The 20,679-nt window shown below is 63.1% G+C and carries 12 protein-coding genes; 6 read left to right on the forward strand and 6 right to left on the reverse strand.

Annotation, left to right across the window (positions count from 1 at the left end; all coding sequences use genetic code 11):
- Positions 1-2: 2 nt before the first annotated feature.
- From AC0GUR_RS19245 to AC0GUR_RS19265, 5 genes are all read right to left on the reverse strand, one after another.
- Entirely contained in the window at positions 3-1,301 is a 1,299-nt protein-coding gene (locus tag AC0GUR_RS19245; protein ID WP_472879123.1) for an amidohydrolase, read from the reverse strand.
- A gap of 167 nt (positions 1,302-1,468) precedes the next feature.
- Positions 1,469-3,313, reverse strand: a complete 1,845-nt coding sequence (locus AC0GUR_RS19250; RefSeq protein ID WP_472879124.1) for a sensor domain-containing phosphodiesterase — start codon at positions 3,311-3,313, stop codon at positions 1,469-1,471.
- Positions 3,314-3,458: 145 nt separating this feature from the next.
- Positions 3,459-3,836, reverse strand: coding sequence for a peptidase C13 (locus AC0GUR_RS19255; protein ID WP_472879125.1), 378 nt, complete (start codon positions 3,834-3,836; stop codon positions 3,459-3,461).
- A 170-nt stretch (positions 3,837-4,006) separates the two neighbouring features.
- Complete coding sequence (zapE, locus tag AC0GUR_RS19260; protein ID WP_472879126.1) at positions 4,007-5,125, reverse strand: cell division protein ZapE; 1,119 nt, start codon at positions 5,123-5,125, stop codon at positions 4,007-4,009.
- A 72-nt stretch (positions 5,126-5,197) separates the two neighbouring features.
- Complete coding sequence (locus tag AC0GUR_RS19265; RefSeq protein WP_472879127.1) at positions 5,198-5,887, reverse strand: alpha/beta hydrolase; 690 nt, start codon at positions 5,885-5,887, stop codon at positions 5,198-5,200.
- Between the two features lie 48 nt (positions 5,888-5,935).
- Here AC0GUR_RS19265 and AC0GUR_RS19270 point away from each other — a divergent pair, with 48 nt between their 5' ends.
- Complete coding sequence (locus AC0GUR_RS19270) at positions 5,936-6,553, forward strand: acyl carrier protein phosphodiesterase (RefSeq protein WP_472879128.1); 618 nt, start codon at positions 5,936-5,938, stop codon at positions 6,551-6,553.
- 961 nt (positions 6,554-7,514) lie between these two features.
- Here AC0GUR_RS19270 and AC0GUR_RS19275 read toward each other — a convergent pair.
- On the reverse strand, positions 7,515-8,036 hold the full coding sequence (locus AC0GUR_RS19275; protein WP_472879170.1) for a c-type cytochrome: 522 nt from the start codon (positions 8,034-8,036) through the stop codon (positions 7,515-7,517).
- A gap of 353 nt (positions 8,037-8,389) precedes the next feature.
- Here AC0GUR_RS19275 and AC0GUR_RS19280 point away from each other — a divergent pair, with 353 nt between their 5' ends.
- The 5 genes from AC0GUR_RS19280 to chrA all read left to right on the forward strand — a co-directional run bounded on the left by AC0GUR_RS19280 (position 8,390) and on the right by chrA (position 20,620).
- The gene (locus AC0GUR_RS19280; RefSeq protein WP_472879129.1) at positions 8,390-9,643 is read left to right on the forward strand and encodes an efflux RND transporter periplasmic adaptor subunit; all 1,254 of its coding nucleotides are present in this window, start codon (positions 8,390-8,392) and stop codon (positions 9,641-9,643) included.
- A gap of 158 nt (positions 9,644-9,801) precedes the next feature.
- Positions 9,802-13,038, forward strand: a complete 3,237-nt coding sequence (locus AC0GUR_RS19285; protein ID WP_472879130.1) for an efflux RND transporter permease subunit — start codon at positions 9,802-9,804, stop codon at positions 13,036-13,038.
- 325 nt (positions 13,039-13,363) lie between these two features.
- The gene (locus tag AC0GUR_RS19290) at positions 13,364-16,489 is read left to right on the forward strand and encodes an efflux RND transporter permease subunit (RefSeq protein ID WP_472879131.1); all 3,126 of its coding nucleotides are present in this window, start codon (positions 13,364-13,366) and stop codon (positions 16,487-16,489) included.
- A gap of 305 nt (positions 16,490-16,794) precedes the next feature.
- Positions 16,795-19,023, forward strand: coding sequence for an NADP-dependent isocitrate dehydrogenase (locus AC0GUR_RS19295; RefSeq protein WP_472879132.1), 2,229 nt, complete (start codon positions 16,795-16,797; stop codon positions 19,021-19,023).
- A 373-nt stretch (positions 19,024-19,396) separates the two neighbouring features.
- The gene (gene chrA / locus AC0GUR_RS19300; RefSeq protein ID WP_472879133.1) at positions 19,397-20,620 is read left to right on the forward strand and encodes a chromate efflux transporter; all 1,224 of its coding nucleotides are present in this window, start codon (positions 19,397-19,399) and stop codon (positions 20,618-20,620) included.
- Positions 20,621-20,679 lie beyond the last annotated feature (59 nt).

Raw genomic sequence — 20,679 nt, forward strand, 5'->3', positions numbered from 1 at the left:
GCTTATGACGATGCAGGCGTGTTGAGGTAATCCAGCGTGGCCTGCAGCATCGATTCCATGCCGATCTTCAACGCGCCTTCGTCCATAAAGAATTTCGGCGAGTGGTTGGCCGGCGCCTTCAGTGCGTCTTGTCCCGCAGGCGTTGACCCTACAAAGAAATAGACGCTGGGTACTTCCTTGGCGAAGTAGGCGAAGTCTTCCGAAGCCATCCACGGTTTCGCTTCGATCACGTGATCATTGCCAATGGCAGTGGCGATACTGCTCCGCACGCGGGCTTCCAGTGCGGGGTTGTTGACCAGCACTGGGTTGCTGTCGCCCACGGGGATTTCCGCATCCACCGTGGCGCCATTCGCGGCGGCGATGTGGTCCGCAATGCTCTTGAGGTTGTCGAAGGCCTGCTGGCGCATGCCGGTATCGAAGGTGCGCAACGTGCCTTGCAGCTCCACCTTGTCGGGAACGATGTTGTAGCGCGAGCCACCTTCGACGATACCGAAGCTGAGCACCGCTGGCTGATCGCCGATGTTGAGCTTGCGGCTGACGATGGTCTGCGCGGCGCTGATGATTTCCGCCGAGGTAACGATGGGGTCCACGCCGCCCCACGGCATCGCACCGTGTGTCTGGCGACCGTGCACCACCAGCTTGAACCAGTCCGAGCCGGCCATGGTCGGGCCCGGCCGCAGGGCCACCGTGCCGACGTTGAGCGAACTGACTACATGCATGCCAAACATCGCATCGGGTTTGAAGTCGCGGAACACGCCTTCCTTGAGCATCAGCGATGCGCCGCCTTGCTCGCCTGCCGGGGCACCTTCTTCCGCCGGCTGGAACACAAACATGACTTCACCGGGGAGATCCTTCTTCATGCCGGCCAGCGTGGTCGCAAGACCCAGCAGCATGGCGGTGTGCGCGTCGTGGCCGCAGGCGTGCATGACGCCGGTCGCTTTGCCGCGATATTCACCCTTGGCCTTGGAGGCGAAGGGAAGATCCACTTCTTCGGTGACCGGCAGTGCATCCATGTCGGCGCGAATGGCCAGCTTGGGACCGGGTTTGCCACCCTTGAGGATGCCAACCACGCCGGTGTGCGCGATGCCGGTATGGACTTCCAGGCCCAGCTTCTTCAGCTGAGCGGCCACTAGTGCGGCGGTACGCGTCTCGCGGTTGCTCAGCTCCGGGTGCTGATGGATATCACGACGCCAGGCAGTGACTTGCGGAAGCTCGTTCTGCACTAGTTGGGTGGTGTCGGCGGCGTGAACCGAGCCAGCGGCGACGGTGGCGAGAGCGAGGGCAAACACAGTACGGCGCATGAGGTGTCTCCGCGTGAGGTGCTTCCGATCCTACCAAGCCTTCCCTGTGGGAGCGCACCCTATCCCTCGCATCGTGGGGCGCCCGTTTGTAGGAGCGCACTTGTGCGCGACCGCGGCGTGGCGCCGTTGTCGCGCACAAGTGCGCTCCTACAGGGAGATCGGGGCGATCAATCGACGTGCCAGCGCACGGCTTGCCGGGATGGCATACCGCGATGGGCTTCAAGCCATGCGGGCAACTCGGTTGAAGGCAGCGGGTGCGAAATATGAAATCCCTGCGCCTCGTCGCAAGCCATGCCAAGCACGCTCTCGTAAAGCTGTGGCGTTTCCACGCCCTCCACCACCACCCGAAAGCCCATGCTGCGCGCGAGCTCGGCCACCGAGCGCACGATGGCCTCGTCATGGCGGCTGGTGCCCATGCCGCGCACGAACGACTGATCAATCTTGAGACTGGTGGCGGGCATCTGCCGCAGCGCGGCGAGATTGCTGTAGCCGGTGCCGAAGTCGTCGATGGCGATGCCCGCGCCAAGCTCGCGTATAGCCGCGAGGTGCCTGCGTGTGGTGGCGCTGTGTTCCATCAACGTGCTTTCGGTGAACTCCAGCTCCAGCGCATCAAGCCCGATCTTGTGTTGTTCGGCAACCTCGCGCAGTCGCCCCACCAGGTCTGCCGTAAGATCGCTGCTGGAGACATTGAGCGATAGCTTGATGTCGTGGCCGCTCCGTCGCCATGCGGCCAGTTGCGCCACACCGTGTTCGAGCACCCATTGCGTCAGCAGATGCATCAATCCCGCGCGTTCGGCCAGTCCTATGAATTGGTTGGGTGATATCAAACCCAGGGTAGGGTGGCGCCAGCGTGCGAGCGCTTCCACGCCGACGCAACGGCCACTGTCCAGATCCACGCGTGGTTGGTAATGCAAGTCCAGCTCAGTCCGATCGGTGAGCGCGGCGGCCAGCTCGGTCACCAGGAAAAATTCCTGCCGTTGATGTTCATCCTGCAGGCGGTTGTAGACCGCCCAGCCGCGCACGCTGTGCTGGGCCGCGTAAGAGGCATTCATCACCAGGCGCAGCGGATCGCCACCGCGAAGCTCGCTTGCGTTGATCTTCAGCAAACCTACGCCAGGCTGGATGGTGAGCGGGATACTGAGGCAATCGAATGGGCGACGCAGGCACGCAACAAGATCGTCCAGGCGTCGAGTGTCGTCGAGAATGTGGTGGTCCGGCAGCACGGCAGCAAAACGAGTGGTGCCCACCTGATACAGGTGAGTATCAGGTGGTATCCACCCTTGCAGGCGATGGGCGACGGCGCGTATCAGCTCATCCGCATAGATGTGGCCCATCGCCCGAATGAATGCGTTGAAGCGTTGCACGGGCGCTACATCGATGGCGATCACCCACGCATGGGAATGATCGTCATGCAGGTGCTTGCGCAGGTCATCGAAGAATGCGTCGCGATGCGGCAGCTGGGTGATGGGGTCGGTGCGACCCAGATAGCTGCGCAGCACGACGCCCGCACCAATCAGTGACGCGGCGTCGCGCAGGGCCGTTTGCTCGCTCTCGCTCAATCCCTCGCGCGGCCGCAGATCCATCACGCAGAGCGCGCCGATCTGCTGTCCGGTGAGCGTGCAGACGGGTTCGCTCGCGAAGAAACGGATGGGCCCGGGCGTGGCGGAGAGTCCGAGCGCGGCTTCGCGGAATCCGTCGTCCAGCAGCGTGTCGGGGATGACAAATGACGTCGTGCTTCGCGCTGCCTCCAGATAGCGCGGATGGAGTGCACGTGGCTCTTGTGCCGGCAACGCATTGCCGTCGGCAAACCAGTAGGCGGTGCCACCCTGGAGTATCAGCGATACCAGCGGCACGCCGAGCGAGCGGGTCACCAGACGCACAACGGCATCGAAACCGGGAACGGCAAAACCGTCTGCCGTTCCGTCGAAAGATGGGGTGTGGTCGACGGCGGGCAACGTTTCCTGATGCCCGGCCGCGCGCTGCCCCGGGGTCGATCCCGTGGTCGTACGCATCGCGATGATCCCCTCCGGGACCTCAGGTCCCGTTTCCTTCACGCGAGGCTACTGCAGGGGTGCGAGCGACTGCAATGTGAAAGATGGAAGGCCAAAAGGCGATATGTGTAACGTAAAACCCTGCAGATCTGATCGGCCGGTGTGGCTACTTCTTTACGCTGAAGTCGATCTCGATGGGATAGGGCCTGGGCTGCTCCGGAGGGGCAGGCAAGGTCCAGTTGGCGAACTGACCGAGCATGCACTTGGCTACCGGTGTTTCGGGCTGGACCTCGATGTGGGTGAGGCGTCCGTCGACAAGTACGTCGGCGACCAGCGTGAACGGCGTTTTGTCGGCTGGCGTGTTGCTGGCAAGGCAAGATTTGTACGCGTCCGTGGTCACATTGCCGATGCGATCCCACATTTGCTTCTGGTAGCCCGGTCCGGTCACCGCGCCCTCGGCCAGCTTGGCCTGGGTGATGCGGGTGTGGAAGTCGACACCAGTACTGGGGCTTAGCTGCAAGGCAAGGGCGAGCAGGATGGGCATGGCGGTTCCGGCTAAAGGGGAGATGTCACGTTAGCAGCAGCGCGGAGCGGTTTCAGAATGGAGCCAACCGCTCTTTGTAGGAGCGCACTTGTGCGCGACCAGCCCCTTCATGTGCCCGGGCGTTGGGATGCTGCGGTCGCGCACAAGTGCGCTCCTACAGAAAGGCACTGTTACGGCAAATGCTCACTTGCCAGATACTCCTCGCTCTGCATCTCGATCAATCGAGATTCCGTACGCCCGAACTCCGCGCGCAGACGTTCACCGTCGTACAGCTCAGTGATCGGCGCGGCAGCAGAAAGCACGAGCTTCACGTGGCGGTCATAGAACTCATCCACCAGCAGCACGAAGCGTCGCGCCGCATCGTCAGTGAAGACGGTGAACTGCGGCACATTTGAGATGATGATGGTGGGGCCGGCCTTGGCCAGCTCGATATAGTCCGATACCGCACGAGGCCCTTCGCACAGCGCTGCAAACTCGAACCACAGAATGTTCTTGGCGCGCTTGCGCACGGGGACAGGACGCTCGTTGAGGGTGATCTCGCCGCCGTCCTGCACCGCGCCTTCCGCCTGGCTGGTGAAGATGCGCAGCAAAGCGCGCTCCGCTTCGGGGCCGGGCGGCGTCTGATACACCGCTGCTTGCGTCAGCGCGCGCAGACGCCAGTCGTGCGAGGAGATCATCTGCACCACGCGGCAGTGCTTTTCGATCAGTGCGATGGCCGGCAGAAAGCGTGCGCGCTGCAGACCATCCTTATAGAGATTCGCAGGCGCTGTGTTGGAGGTGGTCACCAAGGTCACGCCGCGCTCGAACAGCGCCTGCAGCAGCGTGCCAAGGATCATCGCGTCACCGATGTCGTTGACCAGGAACTCGTCAAGGCATATCACGCGGCAGCGCGAGGCGAGATTGGCCGCCACTTCGATCAGCGGATCCTGCCGTTCGCCCAGCTGCCGGAGTTGCTCGTGCACTTCACCCATGAAGCGGTGGTAGTGGCGGCGCAGTGCCATGCCTTGCGGAAGGCTGGCCACGAACAGATCCATCAGGAAAGTTTTGCCACGCCCTACGCTGCCCCACAGGTACAGGCCCGGTACGCCCTCGCGGGTGTCGTTGCCAAGTAGCGATTTCAGACGTCCAAACAGGCCGCCGTTGCCGTTGGAGATCGAGGCAACCAGCGCCGCATGCATGCGGTCGAACTCGGGCAGCAGTGCCTGCTGGGCCGGGTCGGACTCCCAGCGGTGCGCAACGACGCCTTCGTGGTAACGCGCGCTGGGCGCGAGCAAGGGGGTATCACTCATGGGTACGGCAGACTCTGGACCATCCCGCCGGGGGCGCGGGACATCGAACGGATGGGGGAGGGTAAAGCGGCATCAATCCTGCCGCAGTGGCGGTAGCCAGTGCTGTACGTCGTGCTTGATGACGCCGCGCAGGTCCATCAGGCGGCGGTGGAAGAAGTGGGTGGTTTCCGGCATGCGCACCAGTTGGGGCTTTTTGTTCATGCCGTCGATCCAATCGTAAACCGCTTGCGGGTCGACCACCTCGTCCTCCTCGCCCTGCACCACCAGCCAGGGGCTGGTGGGCAGCTGGAAGCCTTCGAACGGCCAGCGACCGGCCGGCGGCGCGATGCTGATCAGCGCGTCGGCGTGCAGGCGCACGGCATTGCGGATGGTGACGTAGCTGCCAAACGAGAAGCCGGCCAGCCACAGAGCATCGTTGGGGCGCACCTGGCGCACCCAGGCGGCAACGGCGGCCAGGTCGTCGCCCTCGCCATTGCCGTGGTCATAGGTGCCTTCCGACTCACCAGTGCCGCGGAAGTTGAAGCGCACCGTATTCAGCCCGGATTCGCGCAGTGCGCGCTCCACCATCGTCACCACCTTGTTGTGCATGGTGCCGCCCTGCAGCGGGTGCGGATGGCAGATGATGGCGGTGCCGCGGCGCGCCTCTTCGGGCACGGCCACGTCGCTGACGGCCTCGAGCTTGCCGGCCGGCCCGTCCAGCGCGAAGCTGGCGGCATGGCCCGGAAAATGGTCGGGTTGGGTGGGGAGTATGGCGGGGTTCATGGCCAAGATGATAACCGGCACGTGTGTCCGGCGTTTGGAAGGCAGGGTATGAACCACCTCGCGCACACGCTGCTGGCGGGCGATGACGAGCTGTTGCGGCTGGGCGGCCTGATGGGCGATTTCGTGCACGGCCAGCCTGATCCGGCCTTGCCGCCAGGCCTCGTAGCCGGCATTCGGCTGCATCGCGCTATTGATGTCTACACCGACAGCCACCCCGAAATGGCGGCGGCGCGTTCGCTACTGCCTACGCCTTATCGCCGTTATGGCGGCATCTTGCTGGATATGTGGTTCGATCATCTGCTTGCACGCGACTTTCCGCGCTGGAGTGAACAGGGCTTGGAGCCGTACTCCACCGGCGTGCGCGAGTTGTTGCGCCGTCATGAGTCGTTGTTGCCGCCGGCGCTGCTGCGGTTTCGCCATTACATGGATGCGCATGCGTTGCCTGGAGGTTATGCGCGGCCGGAGGAGTTGGCGGCGGCGTTGGATGGTATTTCGCACCGGTTGCGCAGGGAGAATCCGGTGGGGGAGGCGATGCCGGTGTTGGTGGGGTTGGAGGCGGAGTTGCGGGGGAGGTTTGAGGTGTTTTTTCCGCAGTTGCAGGGGTTTGCGGAGGGGTGGATTGCCACGAATTACGCCCTCTCCCCGCCGGGGAGAGGGCTGGGGTGAGCCCCGAAAAGGGGATAAAGGTCGGGCGCTCGCGAGGACGCTTGCCCCCCCTTCACCTTCGAATGCCCCTCACCGTCATCCCCGCGAAAGCGGGGATCAAGTGACTTTGCTCTTGGCTCTTTATTGCGGCGTCCCTGCCAGCGTGCCGCCTACGCGGCGGGCGTTTCGATCGCCTGCCGGCGCTCGAGTCACTTTTCTTTTGCTGGCCCAAAAGAAAAGTAACCCAAAGAAAACGGCCTCCAGAGCGAGGTAGTCGTAGCGTCGTGCTGAACAAAAGACTTGGCGGCCGCGAAGCCCGGATCGTCACGATCGCACGACAAGCCTCGGGGCTACACCGCAACGCGCCGATGCGGAGAGGACTTAAAGCGGCGGCTCGCTCAGGGACACAGCGCCCGGCTCTTCTGTGGGAGCGCACCCTGTGCGCGATCGCGGCGAAAGGCATTACCTCATTGGTCGATGACCCGACCACCGTCCACTGAAGTAAAGCTGTTGCGCTGCAGTCGCGCACAGGGTGCGTTCCCACAGAAAAGCCGTGCATTGCGATGCGCCGCGTAGCGGCGCGAGCCTGACGCTCTTGATCGTCGGGCCCCCTGTGCGGCGGTGAGGGGTGGACGAAAAGGCCCGCAGGGGGATCGGCAAGGATGCCGATCCCTTTTCGACAGGACACGGATGTCCTGTCGAAAAGCCCGGCCGCCCCTCACGGACTGGCCGGCTTCATCGGCCAGCGCCAAGCGGGGGTGCCTTTTCTTTTGGTTACTTTTGACGCGAAGCTAATCCCCGTGGGACTTTGGGCAAGCAAAGAAAAGTGACCCGGCCTCCGGCAGGAGGTCGGACGCCCGCGGCAGGCGAGCCCGATTGCGATATCACCTCATTTCCGAGGCGCACACCAATCCATTTCAGGAAGCGCAAAAGAAAACGCCGCCCAATGGGCGGCGCTTCCAAAATAACTAAAGGCCAGACCTTACTTCGCCTGATCCACAATCCAATGCACCGCTGCCTTCACCTGCTCATCGGTCAGCGCCGGGTTGCCGCCCTTGGCCGGCATCATGTTGCCATCCGGACCCTTGAAGCCGTCGATCGCATGCTTCACCAGGGTGTCGATGCCCTGGGCGATGCGCGGACCCCAGCTGGACTTGTCGCCCAGCTTCGGTGCGCCGGCCACGCCGGCGGTGTGGCAGCTGTGGCACAGGTTGTCGTAGATGGTCTTGCCGTCGGTGGTGCCGCCGTAGGCGACCTGGGAGGCGGCAGCCTTGGTGGCGGCTTCCTGGGCGGCCTGCATGGCGGCGCGGCCGGTGTCGCCGGCATAGACGGCGCCAACCGGGGCGATGCGCTCAGCCACCTGGGCGGAGGTTTGCGGGTTCACTTCCTTGGGCTCGTGGTCGTAGATCAACCAGGCGCCACCGATCAGCAGCAGGGTCAACACGCACAGGCCGGCGATCAGCAGGGAGAAGCTGCGCATGAAGCTCTGGTCGGACTTCGTCAGGGAACCACTCACGCTATGACTCCATATCTATGGACGGCCGTTAGGCCGGGTTGGCAAACGTTCAGGCTGCAAGCGCGTGAGTATAGACGAACGGCGAGACAAGGTTTAGTCGATTGCGAGCGGCGTGCTGTCGCGCTTTGGGCTAGCCGTATTCATGCAAATTACTTCATATTGAAGCGATACGCTGGCAAAACCCTGCCATCGGTCATAGGGCACCCATGTCAACTGGCATTGTCTATTGCCGTTGAACTGACCCTATCCTTTCACTCGACGTACAAGTCAGGCGCTGGGTTCGGGAACCCATACAGCGCCGGTGAGGTCGGGTGACCTGCCGTCTATTCTGGGAGTTTTTCATGTCGCGTTTTTGGAAGATCGCGCTGATCGTTTTGGCCGTGATCGTGGTGGGAGCCCTGGGCTTCCGTCTGCTGCACAAGCCAGGTGCCGAGGACGGCGCGCAGGCGCAGCAGGGCGATCAGCCTCAAGGAAAGGGCCAGGGGAAAGACGGGCAGGACACACCTGTGCCGGTTACCGTCGAGCCGGTGGTGAAGCAGGACGTGCCGGTGTATCTCACCGCGCTCGGTACCGTGCAGGCGCTCAATACCGTGACGGTCAATCCGCAGATCAGCGGCCAGATGCTGAGCATCCATTTCAAGGAAGGCCAGGAAGTGAAGAAGGGCGACCTGCTCGCGCAGATCGACCCGCGTCCGTTCCAGGCCGCCTATGACCAGGCCGAAGCGAAGCAGCAGATGGACGAGGCCCAGCTTGCCACTGCGCAGAGCACGCTCAAGCGCAATGATGCGCTGGTGGCCAAGGGCTATGTGGCTCAGCTGGACATGGACACCTTCCGCAACAACGTGGCCAATCTCACCGCCAGCGTGGCGGCTGACAAGGCCAACGTGCGCGCCGCCAAGGTGAACCTCGACTTCACTCGCATCGTCTCGCCGATCGACGGCGTGGCCGGCATCCGCAATGTGGACCCGGGCAATGTGGTGACCACCACGTCGCAGATTGTCACGCTGACGCAGATCCATCCGATCTACGTCACCTTCAACTTGCCCGAGCAGAACCTGGGAATGGTGCGCAAGGCTTCCGGTGGCGATGATCCGCTGGACGTGTTGGCGCTGGATCGCGCCGACGCGCACACCATTGCCGACGACGGTCAGCTCAACGTGGTGGACAACCAGATCGATACCACCACCGGCACCTTCAAGCTGCGTTCGGTGTTCCAGAACCCCAAGGGTGATCTGTGGCCGGGCCAGTTCGTGAACGTGCGCCTGAAGGTGCGTACGGTGAACGGTGGTCTGGTGATTCCGGCGCAGGCAGTGCAGCGTGGTCCCGACGGCGACTACGTGTATCTCGTGCAGCAGGACCAGACGGTCAAGATGAATCCGGTGAAGGTCGCCGGTGAAGTGGGCGACAGCCACGTGATGATCGGTTCAGGCCTGGCGCTCAATGATCAGGTGGTCACGGAAGGCCAGTTCCGCCTCAAGCCGGGCAGCAAGGTCAAGGCGCTGAAGCCCGGCGAAGTGCCGGCGGCACCGACCGCGGCTGAAATCGACAAGGCCAAGAAGAAGGGTCAGCAGGGCGGCGGTCGCCGCGGCGGCTGACGGTAGAGAGACGAGAGGCGAGGGTGGAGTGACGGGTGTCACTCCAGTAGTCGGCGGGACGACGCTATCGCGCGCTCGCCACGCGCACCTCGTCCCTTTAGCAACGACACGGGGCGCCACACGGATTGGCGCCCGTCACTAAACGCGACGGCATACCCATGGGCTTCTCCACACTCTTCATTCGCCGACCGATTGCCACCTCGCTGTTGATGGTGGCGGTGCTGCTGCTCGGCATTCTCGGCTATCGCCAGCTGCCGGTATCGGCGCTGCCCGAGATCGACGCGCCCAGCCTGGTCGTGACCACCCAATATCCGGGCGCCAGCGCCTCGACCATGGCGTCGCTGGTCACTACGCCGCTGGAGCGCAACTTCGGCCAGATCTCCGGCTTGACGATGATGACCTCCGATTCGTCGGCGGGTCTGTCCACCATCGTGTTGCAGTTCGCGATGGATCGCGACATCGATATCGCGGCGCAGGATGTACAGGCGGCCATCAACCAGGCGCGTGGCACGCTGCCCAGCACCTTGCCGTATCCGCCGGTGTACAACCGCGTGAATCCGGCCGACGCGCCCATCCTGACGCTCAAGCTCACCTCCGACAGCTTGCCGCTGCGTGATGTGAACAACTATGCGGATTCGATCCTCGCGCAGAAGCTGTCGCAGGTGCAGGGCGTCGGCCTGGTGTCCATTGCCGGCAACGTGCGCCCCGCCGTGCGCGTGCAGGTGAACCCGTCGCAGCTGGCCAACCTCGGCCTGACCATGGAAGACGTGCGCAGCGCGCTCACCGAAGCCAACGTCAACGCGCCCAAGGGCACGCTCAACGGTGCCACGCAGTCCTACAGCATCGGCACCAACGACCAGCTCGCCAACGCCGCCGAGTACAAGAACACCATCATTGCGTACCGGAACAACGCGCCGGTGCGCCTGTCCGACGTCGCCAACGTGATCGACGGCGTGGAGAACGATCAGCTCGCCGCCTGGGCCAATGGCAAGCCGGCCGTGCTGCTCGACATTCGTCGCCAACCGGGCGCCAACATCGTGCAGACGGTGGAGCAGATCCGCGCGATCTTGCCGCAGCTGCGCGCCGTGTTGCCGGCGGACGTCCATCTGGATGTGTTTGCCGACCGCACCATCACCATCCGTGCGTCCGTCGAAGATGTGCAGTTCACCCTGATCCTCACCATCTGCCTGGTGGTGGCGGTGATCTTCGTGTTCCTGCGGCGCCTATGGGCGACCATCATTCCGTCGGTGGCGGTGCCGCTCTCGCTGATGGGCACGTTCGGCGTGATGGCCTTCACCGGCATGTCGCTGGACAACCTCTCGTTGATGGCGCTGACCGTGGCCACTGGCTTCGTGGTGGACGATGCGATCGTGATGATCGAAAACATCGTGCGCTACATCGAGCAGGGCAAGGAGGGCAAGGAAGCGGCTGAAATCGGCGCCAAGGAAATCGGCTTCACCGTGTTGTCGCTGACCGTGTCGCTGATCGCGGTGTTCCTGCCGCTGCTGCTGATGCCGGGCGTGACGGGTCGCCTGTTCCATGAATTTGCGTGGGTGCTCACCATTGCGGTGGCCATCTCCATGCTGGTGTCGCTGACGCTGACGCCGATGATGTGCGCCTACCTGCTCAAGCCCGACGCACTGCCGGAAGGCGACGACGCGCACGAGCGCCATGCCGCCGCGGGCAAGAAAACCTGGTGGGCGCGTCTGGTCAACGTGTACGAAAGCTCGCTCGACTGGGTGCTCAACCACCAGCGCTTCACCATACTGGTGGCCGGCGCGACGGTGGTGCTCACCATCTTCCTGTACATCGTGATTCCCAAGGGCCTGCTGCCCGAACAGGACACCGGACTTGTCACCGGTGTGGTGCAGGCCGATCAGAACGTGGCCTTCCCGCAGATGGAGCAACGCACCAAGGCCGTGGCCGAAGCGTTGCGTCGCGACAAGGCGGTGACGGGTGTGGCAGCGTTCATTGGGGCAGGTTCAATCAACCCCACGCTCAACCAGGGTCAGCTCAGCATTGTGCTGAAGGATCGCGGTGATCGTGACGGCCTCGATGAAGTGCTGGCGCGCCTGCAGAAGGAAGCAGCGGATATTCCGGGCGTCGCGCTGTACCTCAAGCCGGTGCAAGACGTGACACTGGACACGCGCGTGTCCGCCACCGAGTACCAGTACTCGATGTCCGATGTGAACTCGGCCGAGCTTTCCGGCTACGCCACGCAGATGACGCAGGCTTTGCGTGAGCGCAAGGAACTGTCCGACGTGGACAACAACCTTGCGGACCAGGGCACCTCGCTCAAGCTCACCATCGACCGCGAAAAGGCCAGTCGCCTCGGTGTGCCGGTACAGACCATTGATGACACGCTGTACGACTCGTTCGGTCAGCGTCAGATCTCGACCATCTTCACCCAGCTCAACCAGTACCGCGTGGTGCTGGAAGTCGCGCCGCAGTTCCGCAGCAGTACCGCATTGCTCAACCAGCTCACGGTGAAGAGCAATGGCAGCGGCGCGCTGACCGGCAGCAATGCCACCAGCTTTGGTCAGGTGGCGTCGAGCAACTCGTCCACCAGCACGGGTCTGGGCGTGGCCAACACCGGCGTGATCGTCGGTGCGGGCGGCACCATTCCGCTGGCATCGCTGGCCACTGCCGAGGTGACCAATGCACCGCTGGTAGTGAGCCATCAGCAACAGCTGCCGGCGGTGACCATCTCCTTCAACCTCGCGCCGGGCTACTCGCTGTCCGAGGCGGTGAAGGCGATTCACGACGTGGAGCAGCAGCTCAACTTCCCGCCGCAGGTGCGTGGGCAGTTCATCGGCAAGGCAGCGGAGTTCTCCACCTCGCTGACCAATGAAGTGCTACTGCTGGTCGCCTCCATTGTGGTGATCTACATCGTGCTGGGCGTGCTGTACGAGAGCTACATTCACCCGCTGACTATCATCTCAACGTTGCCGCCGGCTGGTGTCGGTGCGTTGCTGGCGCTGATCCTGTGCGGCATGAGCCTGTCAGTGGATGGCATCGTGGGTATCGTGTTGCTGATCGGTATCGTGAAGAAGAACGCGATCATGATGATCGACTTCGCCATCGAGGCGCAGCGCGAGGGCATGAAGCCGCGCGAAGCGATTCGCCGTGCGTGTCTGCTGCGCTTCCGTCCGATCATGATGACCACCGCCGCGGCCATGCTTGGTGCGTTGCCGCTGGCGCTGGGCAACGGTATCGGCGCCGAGTTGCGTCGCCCGCTTGGTGTCTCCATCGTCGGCGGCTTGCTGCTGTCGCAGTTGGTGACGCTGTACACCACGCCGGTGATCTACCTCTACATGGAGCGCTTCTCCGACTGGCTGCGCGAGCGCAGGGAGCAGCGTGAAATGAGCCGCGCCCAAGCCAGGGGTGTGATGTAAGGGCAACATCCGGGGCGCAGCTATCAGGCTGCGCCCTTCCATCATGTGTCATTCCGCACCCGCTCTGTAGGAGCGCACTTGTGCGCGACCGCAGAAACACAGGGTCGCCACGGCCAGGGCCATCCCGGCGCTCGCCCTGCTTTGCCGGCTTGTCGCGCACAAGTGCGCTCCTACAAGGGGCATCCATGGACATCAACCAAAGCCGCTGTCATGCGTTCCTAAGGCAATGTGCGGTATATACGATCTTCCTGCGTGGGCCACGGTACGGCGCTGCGTTGACTTGAACACCCCCTGTGCGCAGGGCGTATCGTGATTTTCTGACGGCATGAACATTTCCGGCCCCTTCATCCGCCGCCCGATCGGCACCTCTCTGCTGGCAATCGGCGTGTTTGTGGTCGGCGTGATCTGCTACTTGCTACTGGGCGTGGCCGCACTGCCCAACATGCAATTCCCGGTGATCTTCGTGCAGGCCCAGCAGGCGGGTGCCAGCGCCAGCACCATGGCCTCCACCGTGGCCGCACCGTTGGAGCGCCACCTGGGCCAGGTGGCGGGCATCGACACCATGCGTTCATCCAGTTCGCTGGGCAGTACGCAGGTGTTCATGATGTTCCAGGCTGGCCGCAATCTCGATGCGGCCGCGCGCGACGTACAGGCCGCCATCAATGCGGCGCAGTCAGATTTGCCCACTGGCCTCAATGCGCCGCCGAGCTACCAGAAGGCCAACCCCAACGACGATCCGATCATCGCCTTCGCGTTGACCTCCGATACGCAATCGGCCCGCGATCTGTACGACGTGGCCGACTCGTTGCTGGCGCAGCGCTTGCGTCAGCTGGATGGCGTGTCGGAAGTGGATATTCTCGGCGCGGCAACGCCGGCCATTCGCGTGGACGTGAACCTGCGCCAGCTCAATGCGCTGGGTTTGTCGCCTGATCAGCTGCGCAACGCGCTCACTGCCGCCAACGTCACCTCGCCGGTGGGTTTTCTGTCCAACGGCCGCACCACCATGGCGGTGACTGCCAACGATGCTCTGCATTCGGCGGAAGACTTCGCGAATCTGGTGATCGCTTCCCACAAGGGCGTACCGGTGCGTCTGTCGGATGTGGCGCATGTCTATGACGGCACGCAGGACGCTTACCAGGCGGCATGGTTTCGCGGCAAGCCGGCGATCCTGATGTACGTGTATCGCCAGTCCAACGCGAACATCATTGGCACCGTGGATCGCGTGAAAGAAGCCGTGCCGCTGTTGCGTGGCTATCTGCAGCCTGGCACCACCCTTACACCTTACTTCGACGGCACGCCGACCATTCGCGCCTCGCTGCATGAAGTGCAGGCCACGCTGCTGATCAGTCTGCTGATGGTGATGCTCACCATGGCGCTATTCCTGCGTCGTCTCGCGCCCACGCTGATTGCTACCGCTGCCGTGCCGTTGTCGCTCGCTGGCGCAGCGACGGTTATGTACCTCTGCGGGTTCACGCTCAACAACCTCACGCTGCTCGCGCTGGTGATCGCGATTGGTTTCGTGGTGGATGATGCGATCGTGGTGATCGAGAACATCGTGCGTCACATCGACCAGGGCATGACACGCATGGAGGCGGCGCTCGCTGGCGCCAGGGAAATCGGCTTCACCATCGTGTCGATCACTGCGTCGCTGGTGGCGGTGTTTATCCCGCTGTTGTTCATGAGCGGCATTACCGGCCTGTTCTTCAAGGAATTCACCATCACGCTGGTGGCGGCGATCATCGTGTCGGCGCTGGTGTCGCTGACCCTTACAGCATCACTGTGCGGCCAGTTCCTCAGTGGCCATGAGGAAGACAAACCAACCACCCGCGTCGGTATCGCGCTGGAGAAATTCCAGGCAGGCCTGCAGGCGATGTACTCAAAGTGCCTGAAGTTCTCGATCAAGCACGCGCTGGCGTTTTCGCTCACGCCACTGGTGTTGATCGGCGTCACCGTCTTCCTGTTTGGTCAGGTGAAGACCGGCCTGTTCCCGGCGCAGGACACGGGCCTGATCCGCGGTCGCGCCACTTCGGGTGCCACCGTTTCATTTCAGGATGCCGTCGCGCGCCAGCAGCGCCTGATCGACATGCTGCTGAAGGACCATGACGTGGCACGTGTGGGCTCGCGCCTGGGTAGCAGCCGTCAAGGCGCTTCGGGCACGTTCGATATCGAGCTGAAGACACATGCGGAGGGTCGCAAGGACGACACCTTCGCCGTGCTGGCGCGACTCAGTGCCAAGGCGGCGCACTATCCGGACCTCAATGTGCGCCTGCGCCCGATTCAGGATCTGCCGAGCTTTGGCGGTGGTGGCAGCAGTCAGGGCGCGCAATACCAGGTGTCGCTGCAGGGCGACAATCCGGAAGAGTTGCAGGAATGGCTGCCCAGGCTGGTCGCCGAGCTGAAGAAGAACCCCAAGCTCAAGGATGTCGGCAGCGACATCGATGACGCTGGCCTGCAACAGAACATCGTGATCGACCGCGACAAGGCGGGGCGTCTTGGTGTCGGCATCGGCACCATCGATGGCGCGCTGTACAACGCGTTCGGCCAGCGCCAGATCAGCACCATTTATTCCGACCTCAACCAGTACAAGATCGTGGTTAACGCGCTGCCGAACCAAACGGCGACGCCGGCTGCCATCGATCAGGTTTACGTGTCGAGCAGCAGCGGCAAGATGGTGCCGCTCACCGCGTTTGCACGGCAGGAGCCCGGCATGGCTCCGACGCAGATCACGCACGAAAACCAGTACACAATCATGAGCATGAGCTTCAACCTCGCGCCCGGCGTGAGCATGGGCGATGCGTTGCAGATCATCCAGCAGACCGGCGCGCAGATGCGCTTGCCGGGCAACATCCGCATCAATATCGGCGGTGACTTCCGTCGCTTCCAGCAGTCGCAGAGCGGCATGTTGTGGCTGCTGTTGGGCGCCATCGTCACCGTCTACATCGTGCTGGGCATGCTGTACGAAAGCCTGATCCACCCGGTGACGATTCTTTCCACCTTGCCGGCGGCGGGCGTGGGTGCGCTGATGGCATTGTGGATTACTGGCACCGAGTTGTCGGTGATCGCGCAGATTGCGCTGGTGCTGCTGATCGGCATCGTGAAGAAGAACGCGATCATGATGATCGACTTTGCGTTGGTATCGCGCCGCGAGCGCGGACTAAGCGCGCAGGACGCCGCCTATGAAGCGAGCATGGTGCGTTTCCGCCCGATCATGATGACCACCATGGTGGCGATTCTTGCCGCGGTGCCGATTGCCATCGGGCTGGGCGAAGGCTCGGATCTGCGCCGGCCGCTCGGTATCGCGCTGATCGGCGGCCTGCTGATTTCCCAAAGCCTGACCTTGCTCAGTACGCCAGCGCTTTACGTGATCTTCTCGTGCCTGGCGGAGCGTTTTGCCGCCTGGCGCGCCCGGTTCCGCCAGCCGAAGCGCCTGCCCGCTGGCGAAAGCGCCTGATCGGCGAATCCCTCCTGTAGGAGCGCACTTGTGCGCGACCGCGGCATTGCGGCTTCACCGCTGCGTCGGCTTGTCGCGCACAAGTGCGCTCCTACAAAAAAAGCCAGCTGGACCATACCGTTGCGCATTGTCGCCCGCCGCGCTTTCGCCCTCCCGGCGAAATCGCGACAATAAGGGGCTTTCGTCCGCCCGTTCCGCCCCCATGTGAAACGGCTCCGGGCGAAATGCGCGTCCGCGCACGGCACCGCCTGCGCATCGCGCCTCCCCATTTGGTAAAGCCGTAGCCAGCGAGGTCATAGCAGACAATGTCGAACACGCCGAAGATCATCTACACGCTCACGGACGAAGCGCCGTACCTCGCGACTCATTCGCTGCTGCCGATCGTCAAAGCGTTCACCGCCACCGCGGGCATCACGGTCGAGACGCGCGATATTTCGCTGGCCGGCCGCATCATCGCCCAGTTCCCGGACATCCTGCCGGACAACCAGAAGATCGCCGACGACCTCACCGAACTCGGCCAGCTGGCAACCACGCCGGACGCCAACATCATCAAGCTCCCCAATATCAGCGCCTCGATGCCGCAGCTGAAGACTGCGATCAAGGAGCTGCAGGCGCAGGGCTACGCACTGCCTGACTATCCGGAAGACCCGAAGGACGTCGCCGACTGGAACGTCAAGGCGCGCTACGACAAGGTGAAGGGCAGCGCGGTGAATCCAGTGCTGCGCGAAGGCAACTCCGACCGCCGCGCACCGCTTTCGGTGAAGAACTATGCGCGCAAGCACCCGCACAAGATGGGCGCGTGGAGCAAAGACTCGAAGACTCACGTGGCGCACATGGACGGCGGCGACTTCTACGGCAGCGAGAAGTCCACGGTGGTGACCAAGGCCGGCAACGTGAAGATCGAATTCTTCGGCAAGGACGGCAGCAACGCCGTGCTCAAGGAGAAGACCGCGCTGAAGGACGGCGAGATCATTGACGCATCCGTCATGAGCAAGAAAGCGCTGGCCAGCTTCATCGATGCGCAGATCGAAGACGCCAAGAAGCAGGGCGTGCTGTTCTCGGTGCATCTGAAGGCCACCATGATGAAGGTGTCCGACCCGATTCTGTTCGGCCAGTTCGTCACCGAGTTCTACAAGGATGTGCTGAGCAAGCACGCCGACACACTCAAGAGTATCGGCTTCGAGCCGAACAACGGCATTGGCGATCTCTATGCGCGCCTCGGCCAGCTGCCGCAGGCGAAGCAAGACGAAATCCTCGCCGACATCCACGCCGAGTACGCCAAGCGTCCGGCGCTGGCCATGGTGAACTCCGACAAGGGCATCACCAACCTGCATGTGCCGAGCGACGTCATCATCGACGCCTCGATGCCGGCGATGATCCGCGACTCCGGCAAAATGTGGAACGCCGAAGGCAAGCTGCAGGACACCAAGGCAGTGATTCCGGATCGCAGCTACGCCGGCGTCTATCAAGCCACCATTGAAGACTGCAAGGTGCACGGCGCGTTCGACCCGGCCACCATGGGTAGCGTGCCCAACGTGGGCCTGATGGCGCAGGCTGCCGAGGAATACGGTTCGCACGACAAGACTTTCAAGATCGCCGGCGACGGCGTGGTGAAGGTCACCGACGAAGCCGGCAACGTGCTGCTGGAGCACGCCGTGGAAGCGGGTGATATCTGGCGCATGTGCCAGACCAAGGATGCGCCGGTGCAGGACTGGGTGAAGCTCGCCGTGACGCGTGCTCGCCTGTCCAACACCCCTGCCGTGTTCTGGCTCGACACCAACCGCGCGCATGATCGCCAGGTCATCGCCAAGGTCGAGCGTTACCTCAAGGACCACGACACCAACGGCCTGGATATCCGCATCCTGTCGCCGGTCGAAGCGACCAAGTTCTCGCTGGAGCGCATCCGCAAGGGTCAGGACACCATTTCGGTGACCGGCAACGTGCTGCGCGACTATCTCACCGACCTGTTCCCGATCATGGAGCTGGGCACCAGCGCCAAGATGCTTTCCATCGTGCCGCTGATGGCGGGTGGCGGCTTGTTCGAAACCGGTGCCGGTGGTTCGGCGCCCAAGCACGTGCAGCAGTTCCTGGAAGAGGACTATCTGCGCTGGGATTCGCTGGGCGAATTCCTCGCCATCGCCGCGTCGCTGGAACATCTCGCCAACCGTTTCGACAACGCGGATGCCCGCGTGCTGGCCGAGACGCTGGACGAAGCCAACGGCAAGATCCTCGACAACAACAAGTCGCCGGCCCGCAAGGTGGGTGAGCTCGATAACCGCGGCAGCCACTTCTACCTGGCCATGTACTGGGCACAGGCATTGGCGGCGCAGAACGACGACGCCAAGCTCAAGGCCAAGTTCGAGTCGCTGGCCAAGGCGCTCACCGAAAACGAAGCCAAAATCGTCGGCGAGTTGAATGGTGCGCAGGGCAAGACGGTGGACATCAAGGGTTACTACCACGCGAACGTGGAGCTGATTACCAAGGCCATGCGCCCCAGCAAGACGTTCAACGATGCGTTGGCGACGCTGGGCTGATCGCCAAGTCAGTGATGTGTCGAAAGAAGGCCGCGCAAGCGGCCTTCTTTCATTTCAGGCACCTCACTGTGGGAGCGCACCCTGTGCGCGACCATCCGACGGAGCGGTGACGCCGATGCGCCACTGTCGCGCACAGGGTGCGCTCCCACCGAAAAGCATACGCAATGGCCATGTGTTAGCCGCGGCACATGACTCCCGGATTCCGCCGATGGCGACGCCCGTTCCAGTGCGAGTGGCCTGCTTTTCGAGCGAATGTAGGAGCGCGCTTGAGCGCGACCGCACCACATCGACCTCACCGCTCCGTAGGCTTGTCGCGCACCAGTGCGCTCCTACAGAAAGACGTTCGCAAAGGCCGTGAGTAAGGCTGTCACGAATGAACACACCGTTGGCCAGCGACAGCGACGCAGCACCGACCGGGAGCGCCAGCGAGGTGTTTCTCGCCTTCCTCTCTCTCGGCCTGCGCTCCTTCGGCGGCCCCATCGCCCACCTCGGCTACTTCCGTCGAGCCTTTGTCGAAGAACGCCGCTGGCTCGACGATGCACGCTTTTCGCAATTGCTGGCGTTGTGTCAGTTCCTTCCCGGGCCCGCGAGCAGCCAGCTCGGTTTCGCCATCGGCCTGTTGCGAGCGGGCTGGCGTGGTGCGCTAGCTGCTTTCGTCGGGTTCACGCTGCCCTCGGCAGTGTTGATGCTGGGCTTCGCGTGGTGGGCTTCTTATCTGCATGGCGCATCCGGACAAGCCCTGTTGCATGGCCTGAAACTGGTCGCGGTGGTGGTGGTGGCGCAGGGTTTGTGGGGCATGTGGCGTTCATTGGCCCCAGATACGCCACGCCGCCTGCTGGCTATAGGCGTCGCTGCCGTATTGCTTTGGCAATCGCAGGCGTGGATGCAGCTGCTCATCATCGTGGTAGCGGCAGCACTGGCGCCTTGGATATGTCGCGGCGTGAAGGCGCATCCTGATCAGGCCCCGTCTCCAGGGTATGGGCGTCGCGTCGCGAGCATCCTGCTGGGGTGTTATGCCGTGCTGCTGTTGCTCGCGCTTTCACCGACCACGCGCGCTGACCTTTGGGTGCAAGTGGGCGCTGCGTTCTATCGCGCCGGTGCGCTGGTGTTTGGTGGCGGCCATGTCGTGCTGCCATGGTTGCGGCAAGCACTTGTGGTGCCTGGTTGGGTGGACGAGAACACGTTCCTCGCCGGCTACGGTGCGGCGCAGGCCATGCCGGGGCCGATGTTCTCGCTGGCAGCGTATCTCGGCAGCCAGATGCACGATGGGCAGGGCGGTGTCGTGGGCGGGTTGGTGGCACTGCTCTCGATCTTTTTGCCCGGGTTTCTGTTGCTGAGCGGTGTATTGCCGTTCTGGCATCGGCTTTCGACCAGCACGCGGGCCGTTCGCGTGGTGGCCGGCATCAACGCCGCGGTCGTGGGTCTGTTGGCAGCTGCGTTCTACAATCCCGTATGGAAGGGCGGCGTGCATGATGTGACGGACGTGCTTATCGCCGTCTGTGGTTTCGTCATGCTGGTGGTCGCGCGGCAACCTGCGTGGGTCGCTGTGCTCTGGTGCGTGGCGGCCTCCCTCGCCGGCACCTGGCTGGCTCACTGAACACAAGACTTTCGCGGAAGGAACCGAGTCCGCACGGGCAAGGTCATAACGCAGTTACC

The sequence above is a fragment of the Dyella sp. PARNA 12/25 genome, assembly GCF_055702865.1.

Coding starts and splice junctions, on each gene's coding strand:
- zapE (WP_472879126.1), bottom strand. CDS start 5,125: ATGAGTGATACCCCCTTGCTCGCGCCCAGCGCGCGTTACCACGAAGGC.
- AC0GUR_RS19265 (WP_472879127.1), bottom strand. CDS start 5,887: ATGAACCCCGCCATACTCCCCACCCAACCCGACCATTTTCCGGGCCAT.
- AC0GUR_RS19245 (WP_472879123.1), bottom strand. CDS start 1,301: ATGCGCCGTACTGTGTTTGCCCTCGCTCTCGCCACCGTCGCCGCTGGC.
- AC0GUR_RS19255 (WP_472879125.1), bottom strand. CDS start 3,836: ATGCCCATCCTGCTCGCCCTTGCCTTGCAGCTAAGCCCCAGTACTGGT.
- AC0GUR_RS19290 (WP_472879131.1), top strand. CDS start 13,364: ATGAACATTTCCGGCCCCTTCATCCGCCGCCCGATCGGCACCTCTCTG.
- AC0GUR_RS19295 (WP_472879132.1), top strand. CDS start 16,795: ATGTCGAACACGCCGAAGATCATCTACACGCTCACGGACGAAGCGCCG.
- AC0GUR_RS19280 (WP_472879129.1), top strand. CDS start 8,390: ATGTCGCGTTTTTGGAAGATCGCGCTGATCGTTTTGGCCGTGATCGTG.
- AC0GUR_RS19270 (WP_472879128.1), top strand. CDS start 5,936: ATGAACCACCTCGCGCACACGCTGCTGGCGGGCGATGACGAGCTGTTG.
- AC0GUR_RS19250 (WP_472879124.1), bottom strand. CDS start 3,313: ATGCGTACGACCACGGGATCGACCCCGGGGCAGCGCGCGGCCGGGCAT.
- chrA (WP_472879133.1), top strand. CDS start 19,397: ATGAACACACCGTTGGCCAGCGACAGCGACGCAGCACCGACCGGGAGC.
- AC0GUR_RS19285 (WP_472879130.1), top strand. CDS start 9,802: ATGGGCTTCTCCACACTCTTCATTCGCCGACCGATTGCCACCTCGCTG.